At 63.3% G+C, this 17,933-nt stretch carries 14 protein-coding genes; 2 read left to right on the forward strand and 12 right to left on the reverse strand.

What is annotated here, in order from left to right:
• Positions 1-42: 42 nt before the first annotated feature.
• Positions 43-936, reverse strand: a complete 894-nt coding sequence (locus FX984_RS08280) for a VOC family protein (protein ID WP_027607436.1) — start codon at positions 934-936, stop codon at positions 43-45.
• A complete protein-coding gene (locus tag FX984_RS08285) occupies positions 936-1,991 on the reverse strand; it encodes a class I SAM-dependent methyltransferase (RefSeq protein WP_027607435.1) in 1,056 nt (351 codons plus the stop codon). Before FX984_RS08285 ends, FX984_RS08280 begins: the two co-directional genes overlap by 1 nt.
• Before the next feature lie 342 nt (positions 1,992-2,333).
• Between FX984_RS08285 and FX984_RS08290 the strand changes: the two genes are divergently transcribed.
• Together FX984_RS08290 and FX984_RS08295 are read left to right on the forward strand one after the other, a co-directional pair.
• Entirely contained in the window at positions 2,334-2,987 is a 654-nt protein-coding gene (locus FX984_RS08290; protein WP_027607434.1) for a helix-turn-helix transcriptional regulator, read from the forward strand.
• A 35-nt stretch (positions 2,988-3,022) separates the two neighbouring features.
• On the forward strand, positions 3,023-3,760 hold the full coding sequence (locus FX984_RS08295) for a nitroreductase family protein (protein WP_027607433.1): 738 nt from the start codon (positions 3,023-3,025) through the stop codon (positions 3,758-3,760).
• Here the strand turns inward: FX984_RS08295 and FX984_RS08300 are convergent.
• The 10 genes from FX984_RS08300 to FX984_RS08345 all read right to left on the reverse strand — a co-directional run bounded on the left by FX984_RS08300 (position 3,727) and on the right by FX984_RS08345 (position 17,250).
• Positions 3,727-5,169: an efflux transporter outer membrane subunit gene (locus FX984_RS08300; RefSeq protein WP_146476525.1), complete on the reverse strand. Its 1,443-nt coding sequence runs from the start codon at positions 5,167-5,169 to the stop codon at positions 3,727-3,729. The genes FX984_RS08295 and FX984_RS08300 overlap by 34 nt on opposite strands.
• Positions 5,166-8,249, reverse strand: a complete 3,084-nt coding sequence (locus FX984_RS08305; RefSeq protein WP_146476526.1) for a MexW/MexI family multidrug efflux RND transporter permease subunit — start codon at positions 8,247-8,249, stop codon at positions 5,166-5,168. The genes FX984_RS08300 and FX984_RS08305 overlap by 4 nt, the downstream gene beginning before the upstream one ends.
• Positions 8,250-8,270: 21 nt before the next feature.
• Entirely contained in the window at positions 8,271-9,377 is a 1,107-nt protein-coding gene (locus FX984_RS08310; RefSeq protein WP_092354840.1) for an efflux RND transporter periplasmic adaptor subunit, read from the reverse strand.
• 36 nt (positions 9,378-9,413) lie between these two features.
• A complete protein-coding gene (locus FX984_RS08315) occupies positions 9,414-9,914 on the reverse strand; it encodes a DUF2165 family protein (RefSeq protein WP_043293747.1) in 501 nt (166 codons plus the stop codon).
• Positions 9,915-10,137: 223 nt separating this feature from the next.
• Positions 10,138-10,560, reverse strand: coding sequence for a RidA family protein (locus FX984_RS08320; RefSeq protein ID WP_146476527.1), 423 nt, complete (start codon positions 10,558-10,560; stop codon positions 10,138-10,140).
• Between the two features lie 11 nt (positions 10,561-10,571).
• A complete protein-coding gene (locus tag FX984_RS08325) occupies positions 10,572-12,155 on the reverse strand; it encodes a flavin monoamine oxidase family protein (RefSeq protein ID WP_146476528.1) in 1,584 nt (527 codons plus the stop codon).
• 12 nt (positions 12,156-12,167) lie between these two features.
• Positions 12,168-13,091 carry an ABC transporter substrate-binding protein gene (locus tag FX984_RS08330; RefSeq protein WP_065940304.1) on the reverse strand — a complete coding sequence of 308 codons (924 nt, stop codon included), beginning with the start codon at positions 13,089-13,091 and terminating at the stop codon, positions 12,168-12,170.
• 18 nt (positions 13,092-13,109) lie between these two features.
• On the reverse strand, positions 13,110-13,883 hold the full coding sequence (locus tag FX984_RS08335) for an amino acid ABC transporter ATP-binding protein (RefSeq protein WP_027607425.1): 774 nt from the start codon (positions 13,881-13,883) through the stop codon (positions 13,110-13,112).
• Positions 13,876-14,841, reverse strand: coding sequence for an amino acid ABC transporter permease (locus FX984_RS08340; RefSeq protein ID WP_027607424.1), 966 nt, complete (start codon positions 14,839-14,841; stop codon positions 13,876-13,878). The genes FX984_RS08335 and FX984_RS08340 overlap by 8 nt, the downstream gene beginning before the upstream one ends.
• A gap of 15 nt (positions 14,842-14,856) precedes the next feature.
• Positions 14,857-17,250: a TonB-dependent receptor plug domain-containing protein gene (locus tag FX984_RS08345; RefSeq protein WP_092354846.1), complete on the reverse strand. Its 2,394-nt coding sequence runs from the start codon at positions 17,248-17,250 to the stop codon at positions 14,857-14,859.
• Positions 17,251-17,933 lie beyond the last annotated feature (683 nt).

Raw genomic sequence — 17,933 nt, forward strand, 5'->3', positions numbered from 1 at the left:
CGACCGAGCGCGAAACCGCTCGGCGTGTGGATCAGTCAGGTATCAGAGTCGGTCGAGCAGCAACCTTCGATTGGTCTCGATCATCTCGATTTCGGTGGAGTACACCTCAACCACCAGGCCATCGGGATCTTCGAAGTACACGGCCGTGCGGACGTTGTCCGGACCGTGGTGATAACCCGGCGCGGGGCCATTGCCCTTGACCAGGGTGATGTTGTCGTCGGCAGCCACCTTGTCGGCGATGCGCTTGACATCCTCCGGCAGCGCACGAATGCCGATGTGGTAGCCCGGCGGGTAGACAAAGTCGGGATTGTGCTCGATGAAGAAGTCGAACCCGTTCAACTCCATCACCACTTTGCGTGGCCCCAGGTTGTAGCAATAGTGGGCGCCGAAGATGTCGCGATAAAACGCCTGGGAGGCTTCCAGGTTACGGGTGAGGATGTTGATGTGGGTCAGTTGCGGACGCTGGGATTCCAGCGCGGCCGCCTCGATGGATACGCCTTCCAGGGACCGCCACATTTTGATCGCGGCGGCGAATTTGGAGAAACCGGCCAGCCAGTTTTTCACCGTGTCCGTGGATACGCCCGCGTCAGTGATCGCCAGGCCATGGGGGTAAATGAAACAGGCCGTGCGTTGCAGCAATGCCGCGTTCAGCGGATCGCCGGCAGGTTGCCCGGCGCTGCCTTCGGCAAGGCGCACGATGCTGACCGCCTTGTTGTGGTAGCCATCGGCCAATGCCGCGAGCCGGGCAGTGAGGGTATCGAGGCTGTCTGCCGCCGACACCAGCAGGATAAACCCGTCGGCCTGGGGTAACTGCGCGCCCTCAACGGCAGCGCACAGTTCAAAACCGGCGGCTTTCGCGCAGGTGTTCAACGGCTCGAGAAAGCCGTTCAGACGTGCGGCCGTGTCGGAGCTGTACAAGGTAATAAAGCGCAGCATCAGGCAACCCTCCCCTCAGTGCGGCGACCGATCAACAGGCTGTAGCGCCCGATAGGCTCCTGGACCACCTCAAAGCCCTGGGCAACCATCTGTTCGGCGATCCAGCGGGTGGGATGCAGTTCGCCGTGCACCGTGTTGACCATCATGTGCAGGGAGAAATCCGCCGACAGCGCCGGGTGAATTTCATCGTCTTCCAGGGTCATGCTCAGCACCAGCAACGAACCGCCGTCGTTGACCAATTGGGCCGCCGAGCGGATCAGCGTGCTGGTTTCTTCGCGGGTGAAATAGTGCAGGCAATCATTGACCATGATCACGTCGGCGCTTTCACCTTCGTAGCGGGCCAGGTCCAGCAGGTTACGCTCCTTGAACGTCAGGCGCCCCGCCAACTGGTACTTCTCGACGGTGCTTTCGGCGGACTGGCGCGTGGCGGCCAGGTCCCAGATTTCGCCCTGGACCTGAGGGTGCCGCCGAGCAATTTCGGCGATATAGGTGCCGTGTCCACCGGCCAGGTCGATGACCTTGCTGGCGGTATCGAACACCGGCAATTCCTTGAGCACATCGACCATGGGTTGACTGAAGCGCACCATCGCATCGTTGAAGGCATCACGTGCGGCAATGTCGTGCTTGAAGCGGTTCTCCTGCTGGAAATCCATGGACTCGGCGCTGCTCAGGATTTCCCCGAGGCGTGGCCAGTTCTGCCACTGCAAGCGCTGGTGGGCAATGATCGGGCCGATGAACTCGGCGCTGCGGCTGACCAGGAAACGCTCGGCCAGGGGCTGGTTGGTATAGGTGTCGGCGGACTTTTTCAACAGGCCCAGGGCGACCAGGCCATTGAGAAAGATCTTCGCCTTATTGGGCACCCAGCCCAATTGCTGGCTGATCGCGTTGGCGGTAGCCGGGCGGGCGGTGTGATCGAAGAGGTGCTGCGCTACGGCGAAGTGAAGGATGGCGGATTGTCGATACTGGTCGGAGAGTTTCACCAGGTCGACCACGCTGGACAGAGCGGTTACTTCATCGGCGTGCTCATAGATGGTCGTCGGCTTTTGCGCATTCATACAGATTCTCTTCCTTGAATGTTTTTGTCTTCACTGGCGTCGGCGAGCGATGAGTGCTTGGGACGCAGCGTGTTTTTTAACGGTCCGGAGTCGTGTGCAAATGAATGTTTACGAGCAGCTTCCAAAAAGCTAGCTACGATCCTAGTCGTAAGCCCTACAAAAGCAAGGCAAACCTTTTATAATTATTTGCTATTTATAATTACCTATTGATTCCATTTATTTATTATTTTCCTGAGCAGCAAAAATGACTATGCTCATGCCCACTACCCCTTACGCAATGGATGGCGCCAAAGGTCGACGAACTCCAGTGATGCCCTCACTCCCCATGGTTACACGCGATTTATGACCTCCAGACCTGCCGACGATACCCAGTCATCCACCGCTGAACGCATCCTGTTTTTGCTCAAGACCCGTGGCCCGTTGAAAACCACCGAACTGGCGTCCCTGCTGGAACTCACGTTTGAGGCAACCCGGCAACAAATCCAGAAGTTGCAGGCATCGGAACTGATCGTCGGCGTTTCGGCACCCACCTCCGGGGCCGGCCGCCCTTCGTTGAAGTGGGCGTTGACGGACACTGCGCAGAACAAATTCCCCGATTCCCACAGTGTGCTGACCCTGCACCTGATCGAATCCATCGAGGGGGTTTTCGGCAGTGACGGCATCGAGAAAATCATCACCAGCATGGAAGCGACCAACCGCCAGGAATACGTCCAGGCGTGTTCGCAAGCCTCATCCCTGGAAGAAAAAGTCGCCATCCTGGTGCGCATCCGCGAACTCGCCGGCTATATGGCGCATATGGAACCCGCAGGTGAAGGTTGGCTGCTGATCGAAAACCATTGCCCGATCTGCGCCGCCGCGCGCAAATGCCAGGGTTTCTGCCGCTCGGAGCTGCAGATATTTCGTGCAGCCATGGGTGACGACACCCTTGTCGAACGCTGCGAACACCTGATCTCCGGGGACCGGCGTTGCGTCTATAACATCCAACCGCGCACCTGACCGCCCCACACCAACCGCCCTAAAGGAATAAGGCCATGACCCCGACTATCGACTTGCTCGCCAACCACCGCAGCGAGCGCAGCTTCCAACCCACGCCCGTCAGCGACGAACACCTGGATGCCATCTTGCGGGCCGGCCACCTGGCGCCGACGTCCTTCAATGCCCAGCATATTTCCGTGGTGGTCGTGCGCGACGCAGGCACCCGCCAACGCATTGCGGCAATAGCCGGCGGCCAGCCCTGGATCGCGTCGGCACCGGTGTTTATCACCCTGGTGGTGGACTTTCACAAGACCGCCGTCGGTGCCGCGCTCAATGGCCAGCAACAGCAGATCCAGCGGCACTTGGAAGGGCTGATCGCCGCCAGCACCGACGGCGGCATCATCCTCAGCACCCTGATGATCGCCGCACGCTCATTGGGGTTGGGCGTGGTGCCGGTGGGCGGCATTCGTGCCAACGCCGAGGCGATGATCGAGCTGCTCGGGCTGCCCGAGCAGACCTTCGCCCTGTGCGGCCTGGCCCTGGGTCATGTGCACGAGCCGGCGGCACAGAAACCGCGCATGGGCATCGAAGCCTTCCGTCACGACGAGCGCTACAACCCGGCCGCGCTCGCACCGGCGATCAGTGCCTATGACCAGCACCTGATGCGCCATTGGCAGATCATCGGCCGTGCGGACGGCCAGTCCTGGTCAAGCACCGTGGGCCGCACGTATGCACGTAACTACCGGCCCGATCTCAAGGCTCAGTTGCTGGCCAATGGTTTGTCCGCTGATTGAGCCTGCTGCGCACCGCCACTGCCCCAGCCCAGCGCCTTGTATAGCGCGATGGCGTTGAGGTAGGACGCCGTCTCGGCATCGGCCACGTCCTTCTTGATCAGGAAAAACGCACGCTGGTTTTCCAGCACCGCCATGTAGGTGCCCGAACCGCTGCGGTAGCGTTTGCTGGCGATGTCGATCGCCTGCTCGGCATGGGTGGCGGACGCCAGCAAGGCGCCCAGGCGGGTCTGGTCCTGCGCCAGGCGCATCAGTGCATTTTCCACATCTTCCTGGGCCTTGAGCAGCGACTGTTGATAGCGCGCCAGGGCACCTTCGGCCTGGGCCTGGGAACCGCGCAGGCGTGCGCGCACGTTGCCCAGGCGAAACGCCGGCCAGTCCACCGACGGCGCCAGCTCATACGCGCGGGACGCGCTGCCCAGGTCGCCGCCGCGCAGGGCGAAGAAGCCAATGAAACCGCCCAGGTTCAGGCGTGGGTACAAGTCCGCCGTGGCGGCGCCGACGTCTTCGGTGCTGGCGGCCAGCAGGCGTTCGGCGCTGACCACATCCGGACGATTGCGGATCAACTGGTCGACATCGCCCAAGGGCAGTTGCCGGGCCAGGGGCGCGAGGAAATGCGCCTTGGCCAGGGCCTGCTGTTGACGCGGTGGTTGGCCGGTCAATACGTCCAGGCGATAACCGGTTTCCTGGATCCGCGTCAGCAACGGTGGAATCGCCGCCTCACTGAGCAGCAGGTTGGCATGGGCGTTTTGCTGATCCTCGAATTGGCCGCTACCGGCGCGCACCTGGGCGCTGGTCAGCGTGAGCGTTTCGCGCCAGGCACTGACCTGGGCCTGGGCCACCTCCAGGCTGCGGCTCAAGCCTTGCTGCTCGTAGTAATAACGCGCGACATCGGCAGCGATGCTCAACTGCATCAGCGCCAGGTCCGCCTGGGCTGCCTGGGAACGCGCCATGGCCGAGGCGGTCAGGCGTTGCAAACGCCCGAACACGTCGATCTCCCACTGCACATCAAAACCGGCGCGATAGGTCTGCGACAGCATCCGCTCCGGTGGCCCACCGTCGAACGGCAACTGCTGCTCCAGGCTGCGGCCATAGGCGGTACGGGCGGTGACGCCGGGATACTGGTCGAGCCGGCGGTCATCGAACACCGCACGGGAGGCCAACAGGTTGGCCTGGGCCTGGCGAATGTCATGGTTATGCGCCAGCGCCGTGTCGATCAGGCGATCGAGCTCGGCGTCGTCAAAAAACGACCACCACTGGGCCTGCACGGGCGCCTGTTGGGCGAACAAGGCCTTTTGCGCGGTGACCAGGCTGATCGGCGGGGTTACGGGCTTTTCGTAATGCGGCCCGACCATGCAGCCGTTGAGCAGCGTCAGCGCCAGCACGGTGGTGACAGTTTTGCCGGGCTTCATGGTTCACTCCTCAGGGTTTGCGCCAGGGACTGGGCCCGTGGGGTCGCGGCCGCCAGGGAATGCTTGCGGGCCAGCAGGGTGTAGACCGTCGGCAGCACGAACAGGGTGAAGCAGGTACCGATCAGCATGCCCGATACAATCACCACCCCCAGGCCATAGCGGCTGTTGGCCCCGGCACCCGAAGCGAACAGCAGCGGCACCAGGCCGACCACCATGGCCGCCGTCGTCATCAGGATCGGCCGCAAGCGAATCTGCGCGGCCTTGCGTATCGCCTCGGAACGGTCGAGGTGTTCCTGGGCCTGCAGGGCGTTGGCGAACTCGACCATCAGGATGCCGTGCTTGCTGATCAGCCCGATCAGGGTCACCAGGCCGATCTGGGTGTAGATATTGATCGTGGCGTAGCCCAGCGCCAGGGGAATCAGCGCGCCGCTGATGGACAGCGGCACGGTGATCAGGATGATCAGCGGGTCCATCAGGCTTTCGTACTGCGCCGCCAGTACCAGGTAGATCACGATCACCGCCGCCAGGAACGCCAGCAGCAGCGCATTGCCTTCCTGGGTGTACTGCCGCGCATCGGATTGCCAGTCGTAGCTGAACCCTACGGGCAACTCGGCGGTGACGCCCTCCAGGAACGCCACGGCGTCGCCCAGGGTGACCCCGGCCGCCGGCACGCCCTGGAAGGTCGCGGCGTTCTGCTGGTTGAACTGGGTCAGCTTGTTGGGTTCGACGTGCTCGGACACCTGGATCACCGTCGACAGCGGAATCAGCGTGCCGTCTTCCGTGCGCACATACTGGCGGGTCAGGGCTTCGGGCGTCAGTCGCTCACTGCCCGGGCTCTGGGCAATCACATCATAGGAGCGGCCCTCCAGGCCAAAGCGGTTGAGGTAGTTTTCCCCCACCAGCACCGCCAGCGATTCGCCGATGTCCTGCATGCGGATCCCCAGGCTGTTGGCCTTGGCCCGGTCCACCCGCACCTGTACCACCGGGTTGTTATAGTCCAGGTCACTGTCAACCACGGCGAACAACCCACTGTCGCGGGCCTTCTGCTTGATCTGCTCCATGGTTTCGTACAGCACGCGGTAATCCTGGGAACTGCGCAGCACCAGTTGCACCGGCAGGCCACCGGTGGAGCCCGGCAAGGCAGGCAACTGGAAGGCAAAGATGCTGGTGCCTTCCACATCGTTGGTGGCCGCCTGCAGGTCGACCTGGATCTGCGCGGCGGTGCGCTCGCGCTCGCCCCACAACGTCAGGTTGATGCCGCCAATGCTCGAGGCGATGCCGTCGCTGCCATTGATGATCCAGGTGCTGACGGTTTCCGGCAGGCGCCCATAGACCTCATTCAGCTTGGTGGAAAAGCGCTCGACGTATTCCAGGTTGGCATGTTGCGGCGCCTTGATGGCGGTGAGCAGCCCGGCCTGGTCCTCGGTGGGCGCCAGCTCCCGCTGCGGCAACTGGTACAGCCACGGCAGGCTGATCATCACCAGCAAGGCAAACAGCCCGCTGAGCCAGCGATGCCGCAGCGACAGGTCCAGTACCTTGGCATAACGCAGGGCCAGGCCGTCGAAGAAACGGTTGGCCAGGTGCGCCATGCGCCCTTCCGATTGCTTGGACTGCAGCAGGAACGAGCTCATGACCGGCGACAACGTCAGCGCCACCACGCCGGACACGATCACCGCGCCGGCCAGGGTCAGGGCGAACTCACGAAACAACGCCCCCGTGAGGCCGCCCATCATGCCGATAGGCGCATACACCGCCGCCAGGGTAATGGTCATGGCGATCACCGGCCCCGCCACTTCCCGCGCACCGATCAGGGCGGCCGCCACCGGGGTCTTGCCCTCCTCGATATGCCGGTGCACGTTCTCCACCACCACAATCGCATCGTCCACCACCAGCCCCACGGCCAGCACCATCGCCAGCAGCGTCAACAGGTTGAGGCTGAAACCGAACGCCAGCATCAGCGCCGCGGCCCCCAGCATCGACAAGGGGATGGTCACCACCGGAATCAGTACCGTGCGCAACGACCCCAGGCACAGGTAGATGACGATCACCACGATCAGCAAGGCCTCGAGCAGGGTCTTCATCACCTCGTCGATGGAGGTCTGGATAAAGCGCGCGGTTTCAAACGCCAGCTCGGCCTTGACGTCCGGCGGCAGGGTCTTGCGCACGTCCGGCAGGAGTTTCTTGATACCGTCGACGATCACCAGCGGGTTGCCGCCGGGCGTCGGGAACAACCCCAGGTGCACGGCCGAAACGCCGTCCATGGTGGCACTGGTTTCGCTGGACGCCGCGCCCAGCTCCACGGTGCCGACATCCTTCAGGCGCACCAGGCCGTTACCATCGTTGCGCAGCACCAAATCGCGAAATTCATTGACGTTGGTCAGGTCGGTATTGACCCGCAGGTTGGCGACCACGAACAGGCCTTTGACCTTGCCCGGCGCCGCCTGGTAGTTGTTGCGGCGCACCGCGTCGGCCACATCGGCGGCGGTCAGGCCGCGAGCGGCCAGCCGTGCGGGGTCGATCCACAGGCGCATCGCCAGGGTTTGCCCGCCGAACACCTGGACCTTGGCCACGCCCTCGATGGTGCTCATCACCGGCTCCACCACCCGTGCCAGGTAATCGGTCAAGGCCGGGGTCGACAGGGTCGGGCTGGAGAACCCGATATAGGCCACCGCCGTCGACTCGCCGGACGAGCGCTCGATCACCGGGTCATAGGCCTGCTCCGGCAGCCGGAAACGCACCTGGTTGACCTTGGCCATGACTTCCGTGAGGGCCTGGGTCGAGTCACGGTTGAGCTCCATGCGCACCGTGACCACGCTGCGCCCCTGCACCGACGAACTCGACAGGTAATCCACGCCTTCCACCGATGACACCGCCTGGGCAATCGGTTGGGTGACGAAGCCCTGCATCAGGTCAGATGACGCGCCGGGGTATTCGGTGGTCACGGTGATGGTGGAGCTTTCCAGCATCGGGTACTGGCGGATCGGCAGCTGCAACAAGGACATGATCCCCAGCAGCAGGATCAGAATACTGACGACAAGCGCGAGCACCGGCCGCCGAACGAAAATATCGGTGAAAGTCATGAGCGTTCTCTGGGCGAAGAATCAGATGCCCGTCACAGGCGGTTTGGACGCAGGCAGGGCCAGGGTGTCATCGGTCGCCTGCACCGCCATGCCGTCACTGAGCTTGAGTTGTCCGGAGGTCACCACCTGGTCACCCTCGTGCAAGCCTTCCTGGATCTGGACCCAACCGTCCTGGCGCTGGCCGATTTTCACCGCCACCCGCTTGACCACCAGCGTGGCGCCCTGGTCCGGGCGGGCAAGGAAAACGGTATCGCCATAGGCGGTGTAGGCCACCGCCGTTTCCGGCACGGTGAGCACATCGGCCACCTCGGTATCGGCCACTTTGACGCTGGCGTACATGCCCGGCTTGAGGGGGGCGTCCGGGCTCTCCAGCGTGGCCTGCACCTGCACCGTGCGTGAGCGGCCGATCATCGGGTCGACGGCACTGATCCGCGCCTTGAACACCCGGTCAGGGTAGGCGTCGATCAGCACGCCCACGGTTTGCCCGACGACCAGACGGCGACTGAGCTGCTCATCCAGGGAAAAATTGACATAGAGCACCTGGGTGTTGACCAGGCTGACGATGCGATCGCCGACATTGAGGTACTGCCCTTCGTTGACCTGGCGAATCCCCAGCACCCCGGCGAAGGGTGCGCGGATAGTCTTCTGGGCAATCAGTGCCTGGACTTTTTTCAACTCGCCCAAGGCCATGTCATGGGCGGCCCGGGCGTTGTCGAGCTGTTCCTGGGTCGCGGCGTTTTCCCTGACCAGCCCGGTCACGCGCTTGCGGATGATCTCGGCATTGCGCACCTGGGCCTGCAGCCGCAACTGCTCGGCCTGTTCCGGGGCATCGTTGAGTTTGACCAGCACCTCGCCAGCCTTGACCTGGCGGCCCGACTCGAAGTTGATCAAGGTGACCCGCCCGCCGACCTCGGCGGAAACCTGCACCTGGGAGGCCGCTTCCAGCTCACCGACGCCGGCGAAATACACATTGGCCGGGCGCAATTGCACCGCCCCCAGGGCCACCTTGGTCAACGCGCTGGCGGGGGCATCGGCGGATTGGGCCTGGGACGGCGCGCGCGACATCATCACCACCGCGATGACCGCCACCGGAATCAACACCAGGCTGGTTATCTTCTTCTTGTTCATGGACGTCCTTATCACGATGAGTGCGTTACGCGCGGCTCACAGCCAGCTGTGGTTGAACAGGAAGAAGGCCAGTACCGCCCAGATCGACAGCACCAGGTGAGTCAGTTGCAACCCCTCCTGGCGAATCCAGTAGCCGAACCACAAGCCCCCCAGCAGCATCGCGAAGACAAACGCCGAAAACGCACTCAGGGCGAGGTTGAGCCAGGGCCGTGCCGACAGCAGGCCGTCGCCGAGGATCAAGTGATAACTGCCGGTCCAGGCCGCGAGTGCAGCGACCAGTTGCAGGGCCAGCACCACCAGCAGCGCCAGTTGGTGCAGACGGGGTGAACGCACGGCCCGCACCAGCAAGGGAATATCGATGGCGGGGCTCTGGCGCAACGGCTCCATGGCCATGGTCGCGCCTACCGCGCCTACCGAGCTGCGAAACGCTTGCCAGTTGTTAAGCACCGCAATGCTCAGCCACAGGCTCAAGCCAACGGCCTGTACGCCCAGGAACACTGACATCGAGTGACCCAGTAACCCTGCCTCCACAGTCATTCAAACCTCCGTATTTGTCGAAAGGGAAATCCAGCCTCAGGTATATACACAAGACATTGCTTGGATAATACGTCGCAGGCGTTTAAATACAAGATTTATCTTTGTGCGGGAGGGGCTTCAGGAAGGTTGGAAACGCTGTCTGGCAGGCGCCCGCCGGGGCGTTCGGCGCAGTCACGCCGAAGCCCGGAAGCGGTTGTGAGGGGGGGTTACTTGCGAGGGATTGTCACGCCGTCCTGGCGGCGATGGCTTCGATTTCCACCAGTGCACCGGGCAATGGCAACGCCACGACCTGCAACGCGGTGCGTGCGGGCTTGTTCGGCTGCTCGGGGGTGCCGAAGAACTGCGTATACCCACGCTGCAACCCGGCGAAATCCAGCTTGCCGCCCGTTTCCTCGGCGCCGACCAGGAATACCCGTAACTGCACGATATCGCCCAGGTCCAGGTCTTGCTGGCGCAGGATCTGGCGCAGCTTGTTGAAGACCGAAACCGTCTGCACTTCGGTGTTGCCAAACACCCCGGGAACCGTTGGATCAACCAGGTCCGGCAAGGTCCCGCTGACAAAGATCAGGCTGGCGGACGCCGGTACGGTGACGGTCTGCGAGATCGGGAAATCGCCGATGCTGGTGCGTTGAATGCTGTCGCTCATGGTGTGTCTCCTTAAGAGGCGGCGAGTGCCGCGACCTGTCGTTGTTGGGTCACGCGTTCAGCCAGTTGCGCGACCACATGCCGCGCCGAGTTGGCCGCCGATTCCTGCCAGATGCCCACGCCGCTTTGCACCAGGCCGTCGCCGGCGAAGTACACGCGGCCGTGGCCTTCTTCGAGCAAGGCGCTGGCATCGGCCGGGAAGTGTTCGCGTTGCAGCCACGGGCCTTCGCTGAAGGGGATCTGTTCCCAGGACACCGCCAGCGGGTGGCGCAGGTGTTTGGAATAGCCCGGATGCAGCAACTCCACGGCCTCCTTGGAGGTGGCGTACTGCTGGTCGAACGGTCGCGCGCCAAACGCATCGGCGCCCTCCCCGGTCACGTAGCCGGCCACCAGCAGGCCCTCGCGGGTGTTGAGGTCGTTGCTCGGATACCAGAGCAGGCGCGCCGGGTGTTCGATCCACGACAGGCCGCCGTAGGTGCGGTAGTCGGTTTCCCAGAAGCGTGGGGACTGCCACGCCACTTTGGTGGCCTGGTCGCTGCGGGTGCTGAGCAAGGCGGCCTTGATCGGGTCGCTGAAGTCGGTGTCGAGCTTGGCCAGCAATGGCAGCGGCAAGGTCGAGACCAGATAGTCGGCGCGCACCACCTGCTCGCGACCGCTGCGTTGGTCGTGGTAGGTCACCGCCACGCCGCCTTCCAACTGACGAATCTGGCGCACCTGGGCGCCCAGTTGCACGTGATCGCTGACGCGCCGGTAGAAGGCGTCGGTGATGCGGTCCATGCCACCCACCGGTTGGAACATGGTCGCCGAAAACTCCGGGAATTCGGTGTGCAGCAAGGCGCCCCACAGCTCGGGGTGCAGCAGTTGGTCCAGTGCCAACGGGCTGCGGCTGGCGGGCAAGGCGCCGGGATGTGCCGGGGATTCCAGGTGCCCCGAACGGATCGTGCCCTCAAAGGCCAGCTCCTGGGACAGGTCGCCATACACGTGCAAAAACGCCAGCAAGCGCGTGCGCTCCTCGGCGCTCAGCACATCGTCGAGGGCATCGCGCTGCACCGCCTTGGCCAGCAACCCGGACACGTGCCCGCGCGCATCGTTGATCGCCTGGCCGACGCTGAAGGCCGGCTGGTTCACATCCGGCCGCACCTGGGCGCCATGGCTGCTGTTGACCAGCACTTCCAGCGGCACCCCCAACTCACTGCAATAATCGAGGATCGTGCGGTGCTGGCTGGGAATCCTTGCCGGCCCGGCGTTGAAGTAATGCCCCGGCTCGAACGCGGCGGTCTGCGTACGGCCATCCTGGTAGTCCACACGGTCGCCATGGCGGATTGTCCAGGTGCGACCGCCGACCCGCTCACGGGCTTCCAGCACCTGCACGCTGAACCCGGCGCGGGTCAGTTCCAGGGCGGTGACCAGCCCGGCAATCCCGGCGCCCAGCACCAGCACGCGGGTGCCCTGCCCCAGGCCGTCCTTGAGTTTCAACGGTTGCGGTCGGCGGTGCGATGACGGCCCGAGGCCGAGTACCGCGAGTGCATCCTTGACGGCTTTTTCGCCGCCTACCGCAGCGATGCTCGACAACGCTTCACGTCGTGTCAGTCCCATGTCGATTGCTCCTTAATCCGGCAGGCCCGGTGGGTTGATCAGCGACTTGTCGACGCGTTCCACATCCAGGCCCCAGCGTTGCAGCACCTGCTCGTACTGGCCGCCGGCAATCGCGCCTTCCAGGGCGGTGTGGATCGGCTTGACCAGGCCGTTGTCCTTGCGGGTGGTCACGGCAATGTCCGCCTGCAATGGCCAGCCACCGTTCACCGTGCCGACGCGCTTGATGCCGCCGGTGATCGCCGCCGAATAGGCATACACCGAGTTGGGCCCGAACAGCGCATCGCTGCGCCCCGACTGCACCGCCAGTTGCGCGGCGGCCTGGTCGTCGAAGTACTGCAACAGCGCGGGTTTGAGGCCGGCCTTTTCGTTGGCCTCGTTCCAGGCCAGCAGGACTTTTTCCTGGTTGGTGCCGGAGCCGACGATGATCTTCAGCCCGGCAATATCGGCTGCCTGCTTGATCTCGCTGATCTTGCTGGTGGTCTTGACGTAGAAGCCGAGCACATCCTGGCGATAGGTGGCGAAGTCAAAGCGCTTCTTGCGCGCCTCGGTCACGGTGACGTTGCTGATCACCGCGTCGTACTTGCCCGAGCTGACGCCCAGGGGCCAGTCTTCCCAGCTGGTCTGCACCACATTGAGTTGCAGGCCGAGGCTGTCGGCCACCAGTTGCGCGGTGTCGGCTTCGCTGCCGATGGTGGTCTTGTCGTCGCTGGCCAGCAGCGCCAGGGGCGGCCCTGCCACGCCGGACACGGCCACGGTGAACTTGCCCGGCTGGGCGAACTTGAAGCCCGGCGGGATCTGCGCAATCGCCGCTTCGTTACGCGGCACATGGATGCGTGGGCGGTCGGGGCTGAGGTCGACCTGTTGCACGGCGAATGCGCTTTGCGCAGCACTGACGGCCAGCGCCAGCAGGGCCACGCGGGTGGTGTTGATGAACATGGGCAGTCACTCCTTGAACTAAAGCACCTTGCCGAGAAAGGCCACGGTGCGGGGATGTCGGGGTTGGCGGAAAATCTGTTCGGGCGGGCCCTCTTCGATCAACTCGCCGTCGCAGAGGAACACCACGTGGTCGGCCACTTCGCGGGCAAAACCGATTTCGTGGGTGACGATCACCAGGGTCACGCCCAGCCGGGTCAGGCCCTTGATCACGTCGAGTACTTCGCCCACCAGTTCCGGGTCGAGGGCCGAGGTGGGTTCATCGAACAGCAGCACCTTGGGGTCCAGCGCCAGTGCGCGGGCAATCGCCACGCGCTGTTGCTGGCCGCCGGAAAGCTGGCGTGGGTAGGCATCGACTTTGTCCGCCAGGCCAACCTTGGCCAACAGTGCGGTGGCCTTGGCCTGGGCGTCGGCCTTGCTCCAGCGCTTGTGCGCCAGCGGCGCCTCGGCGACGTTTTCCCAGGCGGTGAGGTGCGGGAACAGGTTGAAGTTCTGGAACACAAAACCGACGTCGATACGACGCTTGAGAATCTCGCGCTCCTTGAGCTCGTAAAGCAGGTCGCCCTTGCGTCGATAGCCGACGTATTCACCGTCGATGGTGATGTGCCCGCTGTCGATCTTTTCCAGGTGGTTGATGGTGCGCAGCAAGGTGGATTTACCCGAGCCGGACGGCCCGAGAATCACCGTGACCTTGCCCGGATCGATGGTCAGGTCGATGTCTTTCAACACCTGTTGATTGCCAAAGCGCTTGCCCACGCCCTGGATCTGGATACGGCCGGCGCGGGCTTCACTCATGGGTGTTCTCCTTCAGCCAGCGGCGCACGCGTTGCCATGGCGTGGGCGGCAGCACCCTGGCCGTACCCCGTGCGAAATGCCGCTCGACGTAGTACTGGGCGCTCGTGAGCACGGTGGTGATGATCAGGTACCAGACGGTGGCGACGATCAGCAGCGGGATCACCGCCTGGGTGCGGTTGTAGATGACCTGCACGGTGTAGAACAGCTCCGGCAGGGCCAGCACGTAGACGATGGAGGTGCCCTTGACCAGGCCGATGATTTCATTGAACCCCGACGGCAGGATCGAGCGCAGCGCCTGGGGCAGGATGATCCGGAAGATCCGCCGCGAGGCCGGCAGGCCCAGGGCCGCCGCCGCTTCATGCTGGCCGGCATCCACACCGATCAGGCCGCCGCGAATGATCTCCGCCGCGTACGCCGCCTGCATCAGGCTCAGGCCCAGTACGGCCACGGTGAATTGGCTGAGCACGTCCACCGTCGACCACTCGGCGAACACCACGCTGGTGAACGGTACGCCGAGGACAATGTGGTCGTACAGGTAGGCGAAGTTGTAGAGGATGATCAGCACCAGCAGCGCCGGCATCGAGCGGAAAAACCAGATGTAGCCCCAGGCCAGGGCCGCCAGCAGCGGCGAGCCCGACAGCCGCGCCAACGCCAGCGCAGTGCCGAGGATGGCGCTGAACACCGTGCTCAGCAGCGTCAGCAACAGGGTCTGGCCGAGGCCACGCAGCACCGACGGCGAGAAGAACCACTGGCCGAACACGCCCCACTCCCAGCGCGGGTTGGTGGCCAGGGAATGGGCGATGGCGAGCAGCACCAGCGCGGCAAAGATCGACCCGGCCCAGCGCCAGGGGTGCCGCGCGGGCACCACCTGCAGGGCTTTGATCGGTGTGGACACACGGGCCTGGCGCAGCGCGCCGGGCGAGTCAATCAGGTCATAGGATTTGGCAACGATGGGCATGATGTATTCCTCGGCCTAGAAGGCATAGGTCAAGCGGGTGTAGTAGTACCCGCCGGTAAAACCGTAGGGCGAATAGGTGCCGTAGCTGCTGACCATGGTGCTGCTCGGTACACCTTGTTTTTTCGGGTAGACGTCGAACAGGTTCTTGGCGCCGATGGCCACGTTGAGGTCTTTGGTGAGGTTGTAGCCAAGATCGAGGTCGGTGATCCACTTGGCGCTGTAGACCCGGTCGAGGCTGCGGTCGGCGGAGACGTTGACCTCTTTGTAAGAGCCGTAGCGGGTCAGGGCCAGGTTGAGGTTGAAGCGTTCGATGCTCCAGTCGCCACCGAGGATCAGCTTGGTGCTGGGCTGCACGCCGGTGATCAGGTTGCGGGCCTGGCGGTCCATCAGGTCATAGGCCGTGCCCAGGATCGTGGTGGATTCCTTGTAGTTGAGGATTCTGGTCTGGTTCCAGTTGAACGCGGCGGTCCATTTCAGCGCGCCATAGGGGCCGAGGTCCTGGCTGTAGTTGCCGACCAGGTCCAGGCCTTTGGTGCGGGTGTCGGCGCCGTTGATGAAGTACTGGCCGCCGGAGGTGGAGGTGATGCCATTGCCTTGCAGCACCTGGGTGATTTCCGGGCCGAGCAAGGTGCCCGTGAGGGTGATGCGGTCGCGCAGGTTGATCACGTAGGCGTCGGCGGTGAAGCTCAGGCGATCGCTGGGGGTCAGCGTGAAACCCAGGCTGAAGTTGGTGGAGCGCTCGGGTTTCAGTTCCTGCGCCCCCAAGGCCTGGGCAGCGGCCGAACCTACCGGCAGCACGCCGTAGTTGATCGATTGGTACACGCCGTCGACCACGCCATAGGTGGTGGACCGCGCACTGAACAGGCTGTTGGCCAGGGACGGTGCACGGAAGCCATTGCTCACGGTGGCGCGCACGGCGAACTGCGGGGTGAAGTCGTAGCGGGTGGTCAGCTTGCCGCTGCGGGTAGCGCCCACGCCCTGGTTGTAATGCTCGTAGCGAAACGCGGTACCCACGTACCAGTCCGGCACCGGGTTGAAGCCCACGTCGACGTAACTGGCGAGGCTGTTGCGCGAGGCGCTGCTTTCTTCATCCGGCGAGATGCCGTTGGTGACCTGGGCCCCGGACGACGCACAGTTACCCGGTGCCACGCAGTAGCCGCCGTTGGCGTAGGACTCATAGTCACCGGCCTGCACCTCGTAGGTGTCGCGGCGATGTTCGAAACCGTAGCTCAGGTCCAGCGGCTTTTGCAGGCCGATGTCGAAGCCGCGCTTGAAATCGAGGTTGGTGGTCAGCTCGGTGGAAATCCAGGTACCGGAGGTGAAGCTGTTCGGCGTGGCCTCGCCCAGGGATGGGTTCTGGTTATGGGTGGTGCCCTGCTCCGCCTCGTTGCGTCCGTAGGTGGTGGACAGGTCCCAGTCCCACTCGCCGACGGTGCCTTTACCGCCGAATGCGGCCTGGAAGTCGTCCTCGTCGATATACCAGGTCGGCGTGTAGCCGCCGGGGTAACCGTTAGGCCCGGTGGTGATGGTGTTGGTGATGGTCGGCAGGCGGAAGTTCTGGCCCTGCTCGGCCTTGCGCCGCGAATAGGTGGTGAAGGAATACAGGCTGAAGCTGTCGTCGATCGGCAATTCGGCGTTGTAGCCCAGGGTCAGCAGGTTGGTCTTCGGTGTGCCGTAGCCGCCATAGGTGGAGCGGCCGGCCTGCTCAAAGGCCTGGGCGTAGGTGTAGCCATTGGCGCTGGCCTTGTTGTCGTCGTTCTGACTGCGCGCGTCCAGGGCCAACTGCACGATGCCGCCGTTGCCGATCTCGAAGCCCTTGTTGAGGCTTTGCTGCACGGTCTGTTTCTTGCCGTCGTAACCCTGGCCGACATTGGTCACCGAGGTGCCACTGGTGTCGGCCTTGAGGATCACGTTGATGACCCCGGCGATGGCATCGGAGCCGTACTGGGCGGCGGCCCCGTCGCGCAGGACTTCGACGTGGTCGATGGCGCTGATCGGGATCAAATCCAGGTCTGCCGGCGCGGCGCCGGTGTTGATGCCGTTGATGTTCAGGGTGGCCGCGGTGTGGCGGCGCTTGCCATTGACCAGCACCAGCACTTCGGCGGCACTCATGCCGCGCAGGTTCGGCGCACGGGCGATGCCGCTGGCGTCCCAACCGGTTTTTTCCGGCAGGGTCAGCGATGGGATCACCGCGCTCAACGCCTCCATCAAACCGGGCTTGCCGGTGCTCTGCAATTGCTTGGCGCTGACCACATCGATCGGCACCGGGCTGCTGGTGACCGTGCGTTGTTCGGCGCCACGGTTACCGGTGACCACCACGGTGGAAAGGGTGCTGTCGTCCTGGGCCCGGGCGGTAGTGGCCAGGATTGCCAGCGCCAGGATGGCGGTCGGTTGTAAGACTTGCTTCATAGCCACTCCAGACATTCCAAATCGCAAAGTCGGGCAGTCACGCGGGCGGGCGCGGTGCTCGGTTTTTTTCAGGGGGGTTGCGGCGATTGGGGACTAGGTGTGGCGCTGGGTTTGAATTGGCAACATACGTTGAACTCCCTTCCAACGATTCTGCTGCGGGGATGATCACCCGGTTATGGCGCGCAGAATCTTGATTACGCTGGGTACCATCCGAGGTCAGGGGTAGGCTGTTGCGATCAAACATAACGGAATGGGTTTTGAAAATACAATGCTGTTTTGATATAAGCTAATATTCTCTAATTTTATTATTTTTTAGTTTTTTTATTCATATAAATAATGTCTTTTCGAGATTGGCCTTTAGCTCAGGCCGAGGTCTACCTGAGGTATGCAAATCCAAATGTGGGAGGGACGGTGCGACGGTTCGACTTGCCCCCTGATGGCAGTGGGTCAGCTACAGATGCATCAACTGACACTCCCGCATCGGGGCATGGATATCTACACAACTTTTCAGCCTCTGATAAATCTCCCTGTGGCGAGCGGGCTTGTCCCGCGTTGGGCCGCGTAGCGGCCCCAAAACAGCCGCTATGGAGTTTCTGATACACCGCATTCAGCTTTACTGGGGCTGCTACGCAGCCCAACGCGGGACAAGCCCGCTCGCCACAGGGGAACTCGCCAGTCTCTGA

Source organism: Pseudomonas marginalis (genome assembly GCF_008692035.1).
Taxonomy (GTDB): Bacteria; Pseudomonadota; Gammaproteobacteria; order Pseudomonadales; family Pseudomonadaceae; genus Aquipseudomonas; species Aquipseudomonas marginalis.